We start from the raw sequence: 17189 nt of genomic DNA on the forward strand, positions 1-17189 counted from the left end.
GCATTAACGGATATATTGGGTTTAATGTCTAACAAAAGGTTTTTCTCGAAACGATTAAGAAATTTTGTCTACCCCGAGCTTCCTCAATTTTCGATAAATAGTGTTTCTACTCACGCCTAATATTCGCGATGCCAAGCTCACATTTCCGTTTGTTTCTTCGATAGTTTTCAATAGCTTATTGTCAATGGTCGATTGTAAGTCGTTATCTTGTTCGAGAGTAGCAGTTCGTGTAGTGGTGAGCTTACGGATTATGTTTTCTGGAAGATCATCTAGATTGACGATGGGATTATCACATAGAGCGGCGATCAAACGGCAGGTAGAGTGCACTTCTCGAAGGTTTCCCGGCCAATCATACTTAAGCATGAGGTCAATAACGTCATCTGAGAGACGCTGTTTATTGGACTCCTGCGTAAACGTTGACTCAATCAGCTGTTGAGTGTCTTCTCTTTCACGAACGCTTGGTAAAGTGATACTCAGTCCTTCAAGTCGATACCATAGATCTTCTCTGAACTCCCCTTTAGCGACCATATCAGTCAGGTTCTTGTGGCTAGCAACGATGACGTAGACATCAATAGGATAGCTGCGATTGGCTCCAATGGGTGCAACAATTTTCTCTTGCAGTACATGTAAGAGGCGAGATTGAGCGTTAAGGGGAAGGTCTGCAATTTCGTCGAGAAACAAAATACCGCCATTGGCTTGCCTAAATCGACCTTCGAACCCCTTAGGGTGAGCGCCTGTAAAAGCTCCTGGAGCATAACCAAATAACTCGGACTCAATAAGGTCCTTTGGCAGCGCTCCACAGTTGATAGCAATAAGAGGTCTTTCGGCAAGTGAACTTTGTTTATGCAATGCTTTTACAAATTCATTTTTTCCGGTTCCGGTTTCTCCTGAAATTACCAAGCCGATACGTTTTGACATGACTTTTGTAGCTTGTTGCCAAGCTTTTTCAACACAACTATCTCCTTGGTGTAATGGGCAGCTTGAAGACTCGGCTTTTGATTTACTCTTAGGAAGGTGACGCAGAGGTTTAACAGACTCAACTTGATAATAAAACTGGTCTGTTTTACGGATACGATCAAGTGTCAGTGAGCCAATAACAGACTCAATAGGATCACCCGGTTTAAGCTGATTAGCTAGTACACTGGAGGCAATAGCATTTTGAGCCAGCACTTGCCCATTTTTATCGGTGACAACGATTCCTTGCCAACCACTATTAAGAACAGAACTATCATGACCAAGGCGTATTTTTAATGCTGCATCGGGAATAAAGTTGAGTAGTTCGCTCTCTATGTTTTGGACCATGTTCTGAATAAGTACCCTAGTGGCATCGTTATGGGTTTGATATTCACTGGTCACGTCCAATATAGCAATGAGTTCTCCGGCGGGTGAAAAGATCGGGCTGGCAGTACAACTAATGAAATGATGATGCCTAATAAAGTGTTCTCCACCTATGATGGAGACCGGACGTTTTTCTACCAAGGCTGTCCCTATCGCGTTTGTACCTTTCAGTCCCTCATCCCAAAGCACTCCTTGATCGAGTGCTATTTCCGTGAGTTTCTCGCGAAATCGCTTTTGTCCCCACGTCTTTACTATTGCCCCGTTGGTATCCGCTAAGATAAGTCGGCTATCTGTACGAGAAAATATCTGACAAAAAAGTGGGTATGCCTGTTTTTCAATGACATTTATTAACGTTTGATGCTTATCGATTCGTTCAGTAACTTCGACGTTACTAAGTCGATGATCTTCGGGCAGATGGCGGCTACTCAAACCAGCTTGAATACTGCGTTTCCAAGAGTCCTTGATCCACGCCTTTTCGTTAGTTGTATGGCTAATTAACATGAGTGTTCCATTTTGTAGCAGTTCACTGTGACATCATGCTACATAACGGAACAACGGCCATTTGAGCATCAACAATAGAAGGACAAATACAAATTACGTTTAAATTATATTAATCATAAATTTACAAAATTATAACATCTCTTTTGTTAGATTGGCGTAATTGTTGCGTTTATCACGATGTCGTATGACACATAAGGCAGGACTTTTTTGCATACGACGCTGCTAACATTCGATTAAATAACAAAAGGATAAGCTATGATTTACGCTCAGCCAGGAACGGAAAACGCAGTAGTTAACTACAAGCAACGATATGAAAACTATATTGGTGGAGAGTGGGTAGCACCAGTAAACGGCAAGTATTTCGAAAATACATCTCCAGTTAATGGTAAAGCGTTTTGCGAAGTCCCTCGCTCAGATGCCGATGATATTAGTTTGGCCCTCGATGCTGCCCATGCTGCACGCGAAGCTTGGGGCAAAACCAGTGTGACTGAGCGAGCAAACGTCCTGCTCAAAATCGCTGATACGATAGAGCAACACCTTGAGGAACTTGCTGTCGCAGAGACGTGGGAAAATGGCAAACCTGTGCGTGAAACATTAGCAGCAGACCTTCCTTTAGCCGTGGATCACTTCCGTTATTTCGCTGGTTGTATTCGTGCGCAGGAGGGATCTGCGGCGGATATTGATGCCAACACTGCAAGCTACCATTTCCCAGAACCTGTGGGCGTTGTTGGTCAAATCATTCCATGGAACTTTCCAATGCTGATGGCAGCATGGAAGCTAGCACCAGCATTAGCAGCAGGGTGCTGCGTGGTACTCAAGCCTGCGGAGCAAACGCCAGCATCTATCTTAATGCTTATGGAAAAAATCGGTCACTTAATTCCTGCTGGTGTGGTCAATATTGTCAACGGTTATGGAGCCGAGGCCGGTCAAGCGTTAGCAACTAGCGAGCGTATTAATAAACTAGCGTTTACTGGTTCGACGGAAATTGGCCACCATATATTGAAATGCGCAGCGGAAAGTTTGATACCTTCGACGGTTGAACTTGGAGGTAAGTCTCCGAATGTGTATTTCGAAGATATCTTTGATAAGGATGATGACTTCTTAGATAAGTGCATTGAGGGGACACTATTAGCTTTCTTTAACCAAGGTGAGGTATGTACTTGCCCATCCCGAGTATTGGTTCAAGAGTCTATTTATGACAAATTTATCGCCAAGCTTGAGGAGCGCTCAGCAACCATAAAGCAAGGAAATCCACTGGATGTGACCACGCAAGTCGGTGCTCAAGCGTCACAAGAGCAGTTTGATAAGATCATGAGCTACCTTGAAATAGGTCGTCAAGAAGGTGCAAAAGTGATCATTGGCGGCGACATGAACAAGCAAGAAGGTGACTTACAAGACGGCTATTACATTCAGCCAACCATGCTTGCAGGTAACAACAAAATGCGTGTATTCCAAGAAGAGATTTTTGGCCCTGTTATCGCGATTACCACCTTTAAAGACGAAGCCGATGCCCTGCGAATTGCTAACGATACTGAGTATGGTCTAGGCGCAGGGGTTTGGACTCGTAATGGCAACTTAGCGTATCGCATGGGACGTGAAATTCAAGCAGGACGAGTGTGGGTTAACTGCTACCATGCATATCCAGCACACGCTGCATTTGGTGGTTACAAGAAGTCGGGCATTGGACGAGAAACTCATAAACTGGCTCTCGACCATTATCAAAACACCAAGAATTTGTTGGTGAGTTATTCGACTAGTCCGTTAGGCTTCTTCTAAGTTCTCTAGTTTTGGCTAAGCCGGAGTTTTTTGCTCCGGCTTTTTTCGTCATATCTCTGTAAATATGCCAAAATACACGTCTGGTTAACGGTTATTTACTGCGGTTTTTGTCAGTATCTTTCGAAACAACGAAAACCAACAAAAAAATGATCACGAAACAGAGATTAATTAGCGATTTCCAAGATATCGGCATCAATCCAAATGGAACGTTGCTTGTACATTCCTCCATGAAAGCCATAGGAGACGTTGAGGGAGGGGCTGACACAGTACTGGATGCTTTGAGTGAGTTTATGTCGGAAGGGCTGTTATTGCTACCCACGCACAGTTGGGACAAGCACAATCTTGCTAATGGTATTTACGACCCTAAAACAGAACCCTCTTGCGTCGGTATCCTTGGTGAGATGTTTAGGCAAAGAGAGGGCGTGCTTCGTTCGCTCCATCCTACTCACTCTATGGCCGCGTTGGGGAAAAATGCCGAGCAGTTTATTGCTGGCGAAGAAACATTGACGTCTCCATGCCCTCGACATGGCGCTTGGGGAAAACTCTATGACGTTGATGCGCAGATTCTCTTTCTAGGGTGTCCTTTAACTCGTAACACATACATACATGGTGTGGAGGAGTGGAGTGCGATTCCTAACCGTATCGATTCTGAGTCAGAAGCCATCACGATTATTAAAGGTGATGAGGCTATTGAGACGATTCTGCGTCGCCATAAAAGTCCGTTTGGTAGCATTCATGAAAACTATGATAAGCTTGAGCGCCCATTTGTTAGACAAGGTATCGGCCATTGGGGGACTATTGGCGAGGCAAGATCGTTTTTAGCCAGTGCTAAAGGAATGGCAGATATAGTGCAAGCGTTCTTAAAGCGAAACCAAGATGTCTTTTTGTACGATGACCCGATCCCAGAGTCGTGGTATGAATAAAGTATAAAGAGCCTAGATCTAGGCTCTTATATATTGCTTATCCGTGACTTTCACCGACGATAACGACTTCCCCTGTTTCTTCATCGAGATACGCACCTATCGGTTGAGTATCTACAATGTCGAACTCGTAACAGGTTCTAGAATCCCAAACGCCAGAACGGTTTAGTTCGTCGCCAGCGAGCTTTCCCGGCTTATTTTTGCTTAGCCATTCATTGGCCACTTCTCGTAACTCCCCAGAATCGGAGGCACTGAAGATACCGCTTTGGTTATAGCAAACCAGCATTTTGTTCCTGCTTTCATTATGAGGTACAGGGATACTGTATTGGCTGCCATTATCAGAATTATAAATGGCGCTATTTCTTAAGATTAGGTCGTAGTCCGCTTGCAGTTGTCCTGCTTTCACCGCGTTGTAGACGGAACAGCCTGACAATAATGAAGCGCCAATGACTAGCATTGTTAATTTCAGTGTTTTCATATGTCTTGTTTCGAATGATGACATTACTATGAGCTTCTAGTTACAAGGCTTTTAGAAACGGTATCCGACTAAGAAGCTGATGTTGGCTTTATCTTCAACTTTGGCGTGACCATATTTACCCAATTCAACTTTGTCATTGTTTCCAATAGTGCTGTGCAAATTCATGTTGAAGCCGTTTTCAAACTCATAACCAGCACCGACGAATGCCAGTACTTTCGAAGATTTTGCATCTATTTTAGCTTCCACATCTTTGGCATTACCACCGAAACCAGAAAACTCAAGTTTGCTGATTGTTGTACCTGCTTTTAGCGTCAGTCCGTTATTGAAGCGATAACCGGCATAAATAGAGAATTTATTTTGCTCAGTTTTACCCGCGCTATACTGGCTGTCAGATGGTGCTTCCGTGACAAATTGTGTTTTTTCCGCATGGAGTTGAGTACCCAGTAGAATGTTTGAATAATCAACTTCAAACGCTACAGTAGGTGCATTGCGGTCGTACCCTGCCAAAATGTTAAAATTAACGTCGTCCATACCTGCTGCGATAGTTGAGGAAGAAGCCACGATTAGTGCAGATGCGAGTAGTTTTTTCATTGTCTTTACGATTCCAAAATTGTCAAAAATACAGTTAGAAAATACCAACTGACGAAATCGCATCCCTGCGTGGAAATCCATAAGATTGGATGACTGACTCTCCTGATTTAGAGCCTCGGAGAGACAGCTTATGTCACGGTGAGTGACGGGAGATATCGTAAAGATGATGAGTTTAGTAGCCTAATGTAGCAGTGTTAGAAAAGCGTTGGAAAAGAGAGGTGGGTAGTTATGTTTGCAGATACAAAAAAGGCTTCGATTACTCGAAGCCTTTTAGAAATTCTTTAACTGTCGTTATTATTGAGGAATAACGTTAACAGCTTGAGGACCTTTTTGGCCTTGCTCAACACCAAAAGAAACCGCTTGGCCTTCTTTTAGAGTTTTGAAACCTTCGCCAGAGATAGCGCGGAAGTGAACGAATACGTCTGGACCGTTCTCTTGAGCGATGAAGCCGTAGCCTTTCTCTTCGTTAAACCATTTTACTGTGCCAGTATTTGTGTTAGACATGTTATGTCCCTTACTTTTAAGATTAAAATTTGCCTTTCGGCGATCTCGCTTTGTGTTTCCGTTTATTTAATCAAGCCGTAAATGGGAAAAACGAATGACAAATACCCGCAAGGGAAATTATCTGACAATACTTCTCGTACTCTTTTACTCTTACTTTAAATAACTCTGAACACCAGAGCGCAAGCAGTGTAACACACCTAGCAAAGGATTAAATGAATTTCTTATGAATTAGTTACAAAAAGAGCAAGCCATTCGTGACTTGCTCTATTGAGATGATGATTAGCGTTTAAACGTAACGTTTTCAGAGGACTTGAGGTGGATTTGAGTCTCGGCTGGCTTCGTTTGAGCGATAATAGAACCGTTACGAATAGAGTAGCTGACGGGTACTTGGCGACGGACAGTGTCAAAGCCATTTTCCGCTGGCAGCAATAGCAAGCTACCTGCTTTGCCCACTTCCAAACCGTGCTTGTTTTGGATATTCAGTGCTTTAGCTGAATTAGTACTGATCAAGTCAAGTGACTGATTGATTTGATCGTAGCCCATCACCTGACATACATGTAGCCCCATGTGCAAGACTTGAAGCATGTTGGCAGTACCCAATGGGTACCAAGGATCAAAAACATCATCATGCCCAAAACAGACGTTGATGTTTGCAGCCAACATTTCTTTTACTCGTGTTACACCGCGACGCTTAGGGTAATCGTCGAAACGACCTTGTAAGTGAATGTTAACCAGCGGGTTTGCGACAAAGCTAATGCCTGACATCTTCAGTAGACGGAACAAGCGAGATGCGTACGCGCCGTTATAAGAACCCATTGCGGTGGTGTGACTTGCTGTCACTTTGTCGCCCATTTCGTATTTATGAGCGAGCGCCGCAAGAGTTTCCACAAAGCGAGATTGTTCATCATCAATTTCATCACAGTGAACGTCAATCAAGCGGTCGTATTTACGCGCCAATTCAAAGACGTAATGAAGTGATTCAACGCCGTACTCGCGAGTAAATTCGAAATGTGGAATCGCACCGATAACATCCGCACCAAGCTGTACCGCTTCTTCAAGGAGCTCTTTGCCATTCGGGTAAGACAAAATACCTTCCTGCGGAAAAGCAACGATCTGGATATCAACCCACTGCTTCATTTCTTCACGAACTTCCACCATCGCTTTAAGCGCGGTTAGTGTTGGGTCAGACACATCAACGTGAGTACGAACGTGCTGAATACCGTTGGCAATCTGCCACTTTAAAGTTTGTTTAGCACGCTGCTTAACGTCTTCAATAGACAGAAGTGCTTTGCGTTCTGCCCAACGTTCAATCCCTTCAAACAAGGTTCCCGAGATGTTCCAACTAGGCTCTCCGGCAGTTTGAGTCGTGTCTAAATGAATGTGAGGTTCACAAAATGGCGCTGTCGCCATATGACCGGTCGCGTCAATGTGCTTGTCCGCAGTCAGCGTTTTTGAGCCAGCAGGTTCAATCGCCTTGAAAACGCCGTCTTCAATCAAAAGGTCATAAAGACCTTCTTTCATATTGATTGAAGCATTTTGAATGAGCAAAGATGACATAACACCAAATTCCTAATTATTAAGCGTCTGCTTGTTTAAGTTGCGCCGCTTTCTTGTTGATAAGGCGGTCTAATATTACGTAGCTGATGGCACCGCCAAGTACAGCATTAACTGGTACTACACCTGGTAGAAAATTACCTGCTGCTACGCCAAGACCTACTGCAATGATACCTGCCCAGTTCACAGTTTGGAATTTCGCAGTTTCAAAATTTGCGTAACGTTTTCTGTTTGTAATGAAATCCGCGATGATTACGCCGCCGATAGGTGGGATAGCAAGCGATAGGAAGGTTAACCAACCAACAAAATTGTTATAGAGCCAAAGCGCACATAGTGTGCCAACCAGACCATTCGCCATAGACAGATACTTACTTGGCAAGCCTGTCACATTCGAGAAACCAAGACCTGATGCGTAAAGCGCGTTGTCGTTAGTTGTCCAAATGTTTAGACCTAGTACGATAATGGCTGGAAGCAATAGACCTTGAGCAATCATCACTTCAGAGATATCAGATTGTCCCGTCACCGATGCGCCTGCTGCACCAAAGATGAACATCAGAGAGTTACCGATAAAGAAAGCGACCATTGTAATGAATACAGCGCCTTTTGGATTACGACCGAAGCGAACAAAGTCGGCAGTAAGTGTACCAGCACTTACGAACGACCCGACTACCATGGCCAGTGCAATTGAGAAATCGAGAGGCTCCGCCGGTTGAATTTTCTGAAGCTCGCCAATACCGCCAACACTGTCGACGGCGGTGAATACTGAATAACCGCCAAGAATAGCAATGGCAGGTACCGCGATGGCTGATAGAACCATTAACGCAGAAATACCGAAGTAAACCGTCGCTGTCATGAGCAGGCCACTTACTATGATTAGTGTATTGGTATCGATACCTGTTGCTTTTTGTACGGGGATGGCAAACATAGCCACACCGACTCCAAACCAACCTACTTGAGTGCCGCCAAGAAGGACAGAAGGAAGCCAAGAGCCTTTAGAGCCAAAAGAGAAACGAGCTAGGAGGTGAGTAGAGAGGCCAGTGGAAGAGCCGATGTAACCAAGAAAAGAAGTGTAAATACCGAGGATGAGGTTACCAATGAGAACAGCGAGGAAGAAATCATTAAAGGAGAGGCCAGTACCGAGTGAACCACCTGTCCACATACTTGCGGAGAAGAAAGTCAGTCCTAACATCACCATGGTTAATGAAGCGACTCCCTTTCTAGCCGATTGTGGAACCGGACCTAGACTGTAGTTGTTATCCGCAGACATCTCTTACCTCACAATTATCTAAATTTAAATACACCATTTACCAGATTTCAGGCAAACGGCGCGTATTATGGTGATGTAAATGTGAGAGTCAAGAGGCGAATTGTCGTATTTTTACAGCTAGCCAAGTGATATTGATATTTAGCATAATAAAATCATTTAGTTAGGTGTTTTTTTATGACGGTGATTATTTTGTAGTTATTTTGTATTGGCAGGTGGCAACCGTTTGCTGAGGCTCTTTAGTGTGCGTTTTTATAAACTTTGTTATCAAATTGGTTCATAACGTCGATAAGTGCAACTTTATGGCTATTGCCCAATGTTCTCAGAAACGCCAAGGTTTTAGAAATGGCGCTAGGCAACGTTTTGCTACTCGCATCAGATTCTCAATTAAGTATATAATGCCCGCGCTTTCATCTGGGGTATGACTATGATTTCCAAAAACCAATTAAAACTTCTTCGTGCATTAAGTCAAAAGAAACAGCGTAAAGCACATGGCTTATTTCTCGTAGAAGGTGAGAAGAACGTGTTAGAGCTATTGGAGACATCCATGGTGATAAAACATGTCTTTGCCACCAGTGAATTTTTAGCAAGCAATCGAGAAGCGCTGCAATGTGTTGAATGTATCGAAGCATCACTTGAGGAACTGACTAAAGCCAGTTCTCTTGTGAGTAACAATGCGGCAGTGGCCGTTGTAGCGATCCCTCAAACGGAAATACCAGCGGCTAAGGGGATGATGATCGCCCTAGATGGGGTCTCTGATCCGGGTAATTTGGGCACCATTATTCGAATCGCCGATTGGTATGGCATCAAACATATCGTGGCCAGTACCGATTGTGCAGATCCGTATAATCCTAAGACCATCCGAGCTACGATGGGCAGCTTTGGGCGTGTTCAAGTAACGCTTTTGGATCTTCCTAGCTACCTAGAGCAAGCGTCACTACCGGTATATGGAGCGTTCTTAGAAGGCGAAAATGTGCATAAGATGACCTTTTCTCCAGAGGGTATCTTGCTAATGGGTAGTGAGTCTCACGGTGTCCGCCCTGACGCTGCACAGTATGTGACAGATAAAATTACCATTCCAGCATTTGGTGGTGCCGAATCACTGAATGTAGCTATGGCAACGGGGATTATTCTCGATAACTTCCGTCGTCAACATAGTGAAGTTTAACGGCCTTTGCAGAATACGACTAGAACTAAAAAGGGCGCAATATCTTATTGATATTGCGCCCTTTTGGGGTGTTTATGGTGCTATTTTTCAAGCATACCTAACTTGTTTGGCACGCCATTCCATTTCTCTGCTTCATCCATAGCAGGTTTGACTTCGGTGATATTGGGCCAGACTTCTGCTAATTCAGCGTTCAACTCAATAAATACTTGTTGGTCTTCCGTCAGCTCGTCTTCTTGGAAAATCGCTTGAGCGTCACACTCAGGCACACAAAGTCCACAGTCAATGCAGTCGATAGGGCTAATGACCATAAAGTTTGGGCCTTCGTAGAATGCGTCAGCAGGGCACACCGCGACACAATCGGTATATTTGCATTGGATACAGTTATCAGTGACGACAAAAGCCATGGTTATCAACTCTTAATTTGCCAAATTTGTGGAGGGGCGATAATACTCATTCGCCAACAAAATTCAATATTAGAAGCAGGTTATTCGTGTATCTAACTCCTGCCTAAAGTGAATTAAGTATGACAGACAAAACAAGTTAACGTAAAATGCGCGCCATTGTGAGCTTATCGGTCCCCAAGTTGACCGATTAGGCTAAGACACCGACTAGGCGAGACCCCTCCATGATACGTTTAACTGAAATTAAACTTCCTCTTGACCATGAAGAAGGCGCAATCTCTGCTGCCATTCTTAAAAAACTCGGCATTTCTGCTGAGCAGATGATGTCATTCAATGTGTTCAAGCGTGGCTATGATGCGCGCAAGAAGACCAAGATTCTCCTTATCTACACTCTAGATGTAGAAGTGCAGAATGAAGCATTACTGCTTGAGAAATTTACCGATGATCCGCACGTCAAAGTCACTCCGGATATGGAGTACAAATTCGTTGCTAAAGCTCCTGCTGGTAACACTGAACGTCCAGTCGTTATTGGATTTGGCCCTTGCGGTCTATTTGCTGGCCTTGTGTTGGCACAAATGGGCTTTAATCCGATCATCGTTGAACGTGGTAAGGAAGTTCGTGAACGTACCAAGGATACTTTTGGTTTTTGGCGTAAGCGTACACTGAACCCAGAGTCGAATGTACAGTTTGGTGAAGGTGGTGCGGGGACGTTCTCAGATGGCAAACTCTATAGCCAAGTCAAAGATCCAAAGCACTATGGTCGTAAAGTCATCGAAGAGTTTGTAGCTGCTGGTGCACCTGAAGAAATTCTTTACGTGAGTAAGCCGCATATCGGTACGTTTAAACTTGTGACCATGATTGAGAAAATGCGTGCGAAAATCATCGAACTAGGTGGTGAAATTCGTTTTAGTACTCGCGTTGATGATATTCACATGGAAGACGGGCAAATCACTGGCTTGACACTGTCAAATGGCGAAGAAATCAAATCACGCCACGTGGTACTAGCCGTAGGTCACAGTGCTCGTGATACGTTTGAAATGCTGCATGAACGTGGTGTTTATATGGAAGCTAAACCTTTCTCTGTGGGTTTCCGTGTTGAACACAGACAATCAGTGATTGATGAAGCACGTTTTGGTCCTAATGCTGGTAACCCAATCCTTGGCGCGGCTGATTATAAACTGGTGCATCACTGCAAAAATGGTCGTACTGTATATAGTTTCTGTATGTGTCCAGGCGGAACCGTTGTTGCGGCGACTTCTGAAGAAGGTCGCGTAGTGACTAACGGAATGAGCCAATACTCTCGTGCTGAGCGCAACGCTAACAGTGCAATTGTAGTCGGTATTTCACCTGATCAAGACTACCCAGGTGATCCATTAGCAGGTATTCGATTCCAACGTGAATTAGAGAGTAATGCTTATCTGCTAGGTGGTGAAAACTACGATGCACCAGCTCAGAAAATTGGTGACTTCTTAAAAGGTAATGACCCAAGTGCTTTAGGTGAGGTAGAACCGTCATTCACACCGGGCATCAAGCTAACCGATCTCTCTAAAGCACTACCTGATTTTGCTATTGAAGCAATCAGAGAAGCAATTCCTGCGTTTGATAAAAAGATCAAAGGCTTCGCTGGTGCAGATGGCCTGTTAACTGGTGTTGAAACTCGTACTTCATCGCCTGTTTGCATCAAACGCGGTAAAGACTATCAAAGTGTTAATCTTAAAGGCTTCTTCCCCGCAGGTGAAGGTGCAGGTTACGCCGGTGGTATTCTGTCGGCAGGTATAGATGGTATCAAAGTGGCAGAAGCGCTTGCTCTGTCTATGGTTGGCGAACAGCAAAACTAAACGCTGGACCGACGAATTATAAAGCCCATTAACTAGAGGTTAATGGGCTTTTTTAGTGGCCACTCAAAAGAGTGAAAACAAGAAAGGCAACACCCATAGGGGAATGTGCTACCTTAGAGGTAAGATTAATTCAGTTTGTTCCAAGCCGATGTCCAGTGGCTACCGACGCCAGGTTCAAACTGCGTTGCTGTTGGTGACCATTGAACACAGTAACCGGAGTTCGGGAATGGTTTGCACTGATAAATGTGACCATCTTTAGCGAGGACTTTAGTGCCTTCTGTGTACTGTGACAGACCATCAGGGAAAACGAAGTCATAGTCGCCGGGGACGGTTTGTTCTACCAACATAAAGTCCTGCGTCGTTTGGTCGACAAGATTGCCTTTATCGTCTCTTACGCGTGTCACTAACATATGGTGGCCAGCTTCAGATTTAGAGAGCGTTAGGGTTACATTCTGGTTTTCACCATCCGCTAAGCTAAGTTCCTGACTCGCTAAAGATTCTTGTGCGTGGTTGTAAACATTCATGCTCACGTCCAAGTTACCTGTAGCCGCGACATTCAGTGTCAGTTCAACTGGTGTTTCACCGATTTGATACTCTGGCTCCAGTCCCGTTACGTCTGCACCAATTGAAGGTGGAGGTGTCACAATATCATAGCCAATTTCAACGCGATCTAAGCCGCTATTATCTGCCACATATACGGTGTTGCTACCATAAACTGGTGAGATATTGCCGTTACTATCTTGCTGTCCGGCTTTGATATCAGTGTGCTCATGATTAATTTGTGTCGCGAGAGCGTGAGACCACTGATTTGCCTGTCCTTGTTGCTCTGAAGTAATGGTAATACTGGTAGAAAGGTTTGGTAGCTCACCGTTAGAATCAAAGACGCGAGTGAAAACGGAGTCGCCAACCTTCAAATCCATCGTTGGATTGATTGTACCTGCTTGAGACCAGCCAGGGATGCCAGGATTATCACCATTAAACTGTACGTCAATAACATTATAGAAAGCAGCGGCAGTATCACCCACATCCCACACCGCTAGTACGATTTGATAGCCTTCCCGTTCAGGGACATTACACTGGTGGCTCATTAATTTTGGTGGCTTTTGCATATTGCCTTCTACCACACAAAATGGATTCAGATCGAATGAATCTCTCGTCAAGGCTTGGTTCGGATTCCAGTTCGGCTTGGTAATGTAATACTTCCAATCTTTAGTGACGTGATTGGCTGTAAATGTCCACTCAAAAGTCTGCATACCTGATTGAATAGGGCGCTTTACCCAACGATCAGACGTCTGCTCGTTAAGAGGAGAAAACTGTGTTAGGCCTGCACTCGCGATTTGGCCGTCAGGAGGGCCAGCTTGAGGAAAGCCCTCAGGACCTTCAACACTTTGGGGTTCCCACTGGACGGAGCCACAATTTACGTTCTTTTCTCCAGTGTCAGCTGGATACTTACATAACGTTGCACGAGCTTCTGCAACACCGCTTTCAACCGCTGAAACGTATCCGTGGCTGTATGCTAACGGGCTAGCAACTAAACCAAGTGCCGCCATTGAAAGCAAGACTCTTGTCTGTTTCATACCAATACCTTCTCTTAATCAGTTTCTAATGCGTATTAACACGCAAGTGGAAGTCTTTATTCTTATGGTCACTTGCATCCGGCAAGTGATGGAAAGTAATTTAGAGTGGAAAAATAAGTGTGGCGAATGGTTTGCCTTATTTATGGAATCAAACTCAATAAATCGGCGAGGCTGGCATTAAAATGACATATTATAGATGATTATCCTAAAATATTGGTCTAGCGTTGGTTTTAATGTTGAATTTATCAATGAGTGAGAATGTTAATTCTGCCCGATAAGCGACTTAGTCAGGCAGAACTCTTTAAGGTATGTTGTGGTCTTTTACGGCCTACAGCAGCGATTCAATACCGAAGTCTTGCCCATAATGCTCAACAACAAAATCGATATCTTTGTCGCCTCTACCAGATAAGTTGAGAAGAATAGACCCCTTTTCTCCCTCTTTTGCCAATTTCAGCGCGTAAGCAACGGCGTGAGCCGACTCAATGGCTGGAATAATGCCTTCCAAACGAGATAGCTCGAAAAAAGCATCAATGGCTTCTTTATCATTAATATGGCCGTAACTCACTCGGCCAGTATCTTTGAGGTAGGCGTGTTGGGGTCCTACCGATGGATAGTCGAGACCACTTGCCACTGAGTATACTTCTTGAGGCTCGCCTTCTCCGTCTTTTAGCATGTATGATTTGAATCCGTGCATAACGCCAGGCTCACCAAGTGTTAGCGTCGCAGCATGTTCACCTTCGGTATGCAAATCGCGCCCTGATGGTTCGACCCCGTGGATTTTAACCTCTTCAACATTCAAAAACGCGCTAAACAGACCCATTGCATTAGAGCCTCCACCAACACATGCTACGAGATTATTGGGCAGTTCACCTGTCATTTCTTGGAACTGAACGCGGGCTTCGTTACCGATAATCGATTGGAAGTCTCGCACCATTGCAGGGAATGGATGGGGACCGACAACCGATCCAATGGCGTATAACTGAGTGTGCGGGTCCGCTAAGTAGGCTTCAAATGCAGCATCTACCGCTTCCTTCAACGTTTTTCTACCGTGAGTGGCAGGAATCACATTAGCACCTAGAATTCGCATTCTTACTACATTTGGGTGCTCTTTTGCGATATCGACTTCACCCATATAGATATCACACTCTAGACCTACTAAAGCCGCCGCTGTGGCAAGGGCAACGCCGTGCTGACCCGCTCCAGTTTCCGCGATGAGCTTTTTCTTACCAAGCTTTTTAGCAAGCAGCGCTTCGCCCAAGCAGTGATTAATCTTGTGTGCGCCGGTGTGGTTTAAATCTTCCCGTTTGAGATAAATAGGTGCGCCGTATTTATCAGAAAGATTTTGAGCGTGGAAGATTGGACTAGGGCGACCTACAAAGTGTTTATATAGGCGTGCAAGCTCGGCTCTGAAATCTGGATCTTGGCGGCATGAGTCGTAAGCGGCGCTGATTTCATCCATGATTTCTTGTAGCTGAGGAGGGATAAAACTACCGCCGTATTCGCCAAAATAGCCCTCATCGTTGGGCATAGGGTGGTTAAACGTATTTTCCATGTCTTTTGTGCCTCGTTGTTCTTTTATTAAGCACATTTGTTATAACGCAATTTGATGCATGTACACATAGGCTCATTTTAAACTTGTGACTGCCAACATGTCGTCCGGTTATTTAATTGGTAAATATTTGCGTCCAACAAAAAAGAGCCAGCAGTATGCTGGCTCTTTTTTTAAATCCATAAAATCAGAGGCTTGGAAGTATATTCTCAGGCATCAATGCGTTATGAAGTGCAAGCTTGATAATCTCATTTGCCTTTGCGATATCCGGGGCGAAGTAGCGGTCCTTATCGTAGAACGGCACCGCCTCACGCAAGATTTGTTTACCTTGCTCTACTCGTGGTGAGGACTTCAGTGGTGCCCTGAAGTCCAACCCTTGTGCCGCCGCTAAGTATTCCACGGCCAAGATACCACGCGTATTTTCTGACATATCTTTTAAGCGACGAGCCGCAAAAGTTGCCATAGAAACGTGGTCTTCTTGGTTAGCCGAAGTTGGCAAGCTGTCAACTGAGGCCGGGTGAGCAAGGGTTTTATTTTCGCTTGCTAACGCGGCTGAAGTCACTTGCGCAATCATAAAGCCTGAGTTAACACCGCCGTTGTCGACGAGGAAAGGCGGTAACTTACTCAGGGCACTATCAATGAGCAATGCCATTCGACGCTCTGAAAGGCTGCCAATTTCTGCAATCGCTAGCGCTAAGCCATCTGCCGCCATAGCGACGGGTTCAGCATGGAAATTACCGCCGGAAATAATATCGCCGTCATCAGCAAACACTAATGGGTTGTCAGAGACAGAATTTGCTTCCACTTGGAGCGATTCTGCTGCGTTGCGAATCTGTTGTAGACATGCCCCCATCACCTGAGGCTGGCAACGCAGTGAATACGGATCTTGTACCTTCTCACACCCCTGGTGAGAATCACCCACCTCACTACTGCCTTCCAATAGGTGGCGATAGGCCGAGGCGGCGTCCATTTGTGCACGATGTCCCCTTACTCGATGGATGCGTGGGTCAAATGGACGACGACTACCCAGTGCGGCTTCTACTGACATTGCGCCGCATAGTGTTGCTGATGCGAACAGGTCTTCCGCTAAGAACAGACCTTCTAAAGCAAACGCCGTCGAGGCTTGCGTGCCGTTTAGTAGTGCTAGCCCTTCTTTTGGTGCTAGCGTGATTGGTTCAAGCCCAGCAATTTGCAAAGCCTCTAGACCACTAATGATTTTCCCGTTATGTCTCGCTTCACCTTCACCGAGTATGATTGTGCTCATGTGAGCGAGTGGGGCTAAGTCACCTGATGCACCAACAGAACCTTTTTGAGGAACGCATGGGTAAACTTGCGAATTAACCAGTTCAATCAAGGCTTGGATCACTTTAAGTCGAATGCCTGAATAGCCGCGTGCAAGACTGTTGATCTTTAGCACCATCATCAGACGAACAGTTTCGTCACTCATTAGCTCACCAATACCGGCGGCGTGTGACAACACGATACTCTTTTGCAGGATCTCGAGATCTTCTGGCTCGATGCGTGTATTGGCTAACAATCCAAAGCCAGTATTGATGCCATAGACCGTACGATCTTCGGCGATAACTTGCTCTACAATTCGAGTGCTGGCATCAATGTCTTCAAACGCTGAAGGATGCAAAGATAAGCTCACAGGAGAACGGCTGAGTTGGCGTAGTTGCCCTAACGTTAGCTGACCTGGCTCAAGAACTAATTTCAACATGGTGTACTCC

The 17189-nt window shown here is 44.9% G+C and carries 14 protein-coding genes; 4 read left to right on the plus strand and 10 right to left on the minus strand.

The window, feature by feature from the left end:
* Positions 1 to 54: 54 nt before the first annotated feature.
* Complete coding sequence (locus HOP38_RS18945; RefSeq protein ID WP_198558702.1) at positions 55 to 1839, minus strand: sigma-54-dependent Fis family transcriptional regulator; 1785 nt, start codon at positions 1837 to 1839, stop codon at positions 55 to 57.
* 255 nt (positions 1840 to 2094) lie between these two features.
* On the opposite strand from HOP38_RS18945, the gene exaC reads away from it, so the two are divergent.
* Positions 2095 to 3615, plus strand: a complete 1521-nt coding sequence (gene exaC, locus HOP38_RS18950) for an acetaldehyde dehydrogenase ExaC (RefSeq protein ID WP_006069149.1) — start codon at positions 2095 to 2097, stop codon at positions 3613 to 3615.
* Positions 3616 to 3761: 146 nt separating this feature from the next.
* Complete coding sequence (locus tag HOP38_RS18955; RefSeq protein WP_198558703.1) at positions 3762 to 4538, plus strand: AAC(3) family N-acetyltransferase; 777 nt, start codon at positions 3762 to 3764, stop codon at positions 4536 to 4538.
* 37 nt (positions 4539 to 4575) lie between these two features.
* Here the strand turns inward: HOP38_RS18955 and HOP38_RS18960 are convergent, their stop codons facing one another.
* The 5 genes from HOP38_RS18960 to codB form a co-directional block, all read right to left on the minus strand.
* The gene (locus HOP38_RS18960) at positions 4576 to 5013 is read right to left on the minus strand and encodes a hypothetical protein (RefSeq protein ID WP_198558704.1); all 438 of its coding nucleotides are present in this window, start codon (positions 5011 to 5013) and stop codon (positions 4576 to 4578) included.
* A gap of 51 nt (positions 5014 to 5064) precedes the next feature.
* Positions 5065 to 5604 (minus strand): autotransporter domain-containing protein, encoded by a 540-nt coding sequence (locus HOP38_RS18965; protein WP_198558705.1) that lies wholly within the window; start codon positions 5602 to 5604, stop codon positions 5065 to 5067.
* Positions 5605 to 5898: 294 nt separating this feature from the next.
* Positions 5899 to 6108, minus strand: coding sequence for a cold-shock protein (locus HOP38_RS18970; RefSeq protein ID WP_006069145.1), 210 nt, complete (start codon positions 6106 to 6108; stop codon positions 5899 to 5901).
* Positions 6109 to 6387: 279 nt separating this feature from the next.
* Complete coding sequence (locus tag HOP38_RS18975) at positions 6388 to 7665, minus strand: cytosine deaminase (RefSeq protein WP_198558706.1); 1278 nt, start codon at positions 7663 to 7665, stop codon at positions 6388 to 6390.
* A 19-nt stretch (positions 7666 to 7684) separates the two neighbouring features.
* Complete coding sequence (gene codB / locus HOP38_RS18980) at positions 7685 to 8929, minus strand: cytosine permease (RefSeq protein WP_006069143.1); 1245 nt, start codon at positions 8927 to 8929, stop codon at positions 7685 to 7687.
* 424 nt (positions 8930 to 9353) lie between these two features.
* On the opposite strand from codB, the gene HOP38_RS18985 reads away from it, so the two are divergent.
* On the plus strand, positions 9354 to 10094 hold the full coding sequence (locus tag HOP38_RS18985) for an RNA methyltransferase (RefSeq protein ID WP_198558707.1): 741 nt from the start codon (positions 9354 to 9356) through the stop codon (positions 10092 to 10094).
* 80 nt (positions 10095 to 10174) lie between these two features.
* On the opposite strand, the gene fdxA is transcribed toward HOP38_RS18985, so the two are convergent.
* Positions 10175 to 10498, minus strand: a complete 324-nt coding sequence (gene fdxA, locus HOP38_RS18990; RefSeq protein WP_006069141.1) for a ferredoxin FdxA — start codon at positions 10496 to 10498, stop codon at positions 10175 to 10177.
* Positions 10499 to 10719: 221 nt separating this feature from the next.
* Between fdxA and HOP38_RS18995 the strand changes: the two genes are divergently transcribed.
* Positions 10720 to 12333, plus strand: coding sequence for an NAD(P)/FAD-dependent oxidoreductase (locus HOP38_RS18995; RefSeq protein ID WP_006069140.1), 1614 nt, complete (start codon positions 10720 to 10722; stop codon positions 12331 to 12333).
* A gap of 125 nt (positions 12334 to 12458) precedes the next feature.
* Here the strand turns inward: HOP38_RS18995 and gbpA are convergent, their stop codons facing one another.
* The 3 genes from gbpA to hutH form a co-directional block, all read right to left on the minus strand.
* A complete protein-coding gene (gene gbpA, locus HOP38_RS19000; protein ID WP_198558708.1) occupies positions 12459 to 13910 on the minus strand; it encodes an N-acetylglucosamine-binding protein GbpA in 1452 nt (483 codons plus the stop codon).
* 328 nt (positions 13911 to 14238) lie between these two features.
* Positions 14239 to 15438 (minus strand): tryptophan synthase subunit beta, encoded by a 1200-nt coding sequence (gene trpB / locus HOP38_RS19005; RefSeq protein WP_242456586.1) that lies wholly within the window; start codon positions 15436 to 15438, stop codon positions 14239 to 14241.
* A 208-nt stretch (positions 15439 to 15646) separates the two neighbouring features.
* A complete protein-coding gene (hutH, locus tag HOP38_RS19010) occupies positions 15647 to 17179 on the minus strand; it encodes a histidine ammonia-lyase (protein WP_198558710.1) in 1533 nt (510 codons plus the stop codon).
* Positions 17180 to 17189 lie beyond the last annotated feature (10 nt).

It is taken from the genome of Vibrio mediterranei (assembly GCF_013364395.1).
Lineage (GTDB): Bacteria > Pseudomonadota > Gammaproteobacteria > Enterobacterales > Vibrionaceae > Vibrio > Vibrio mediterranei.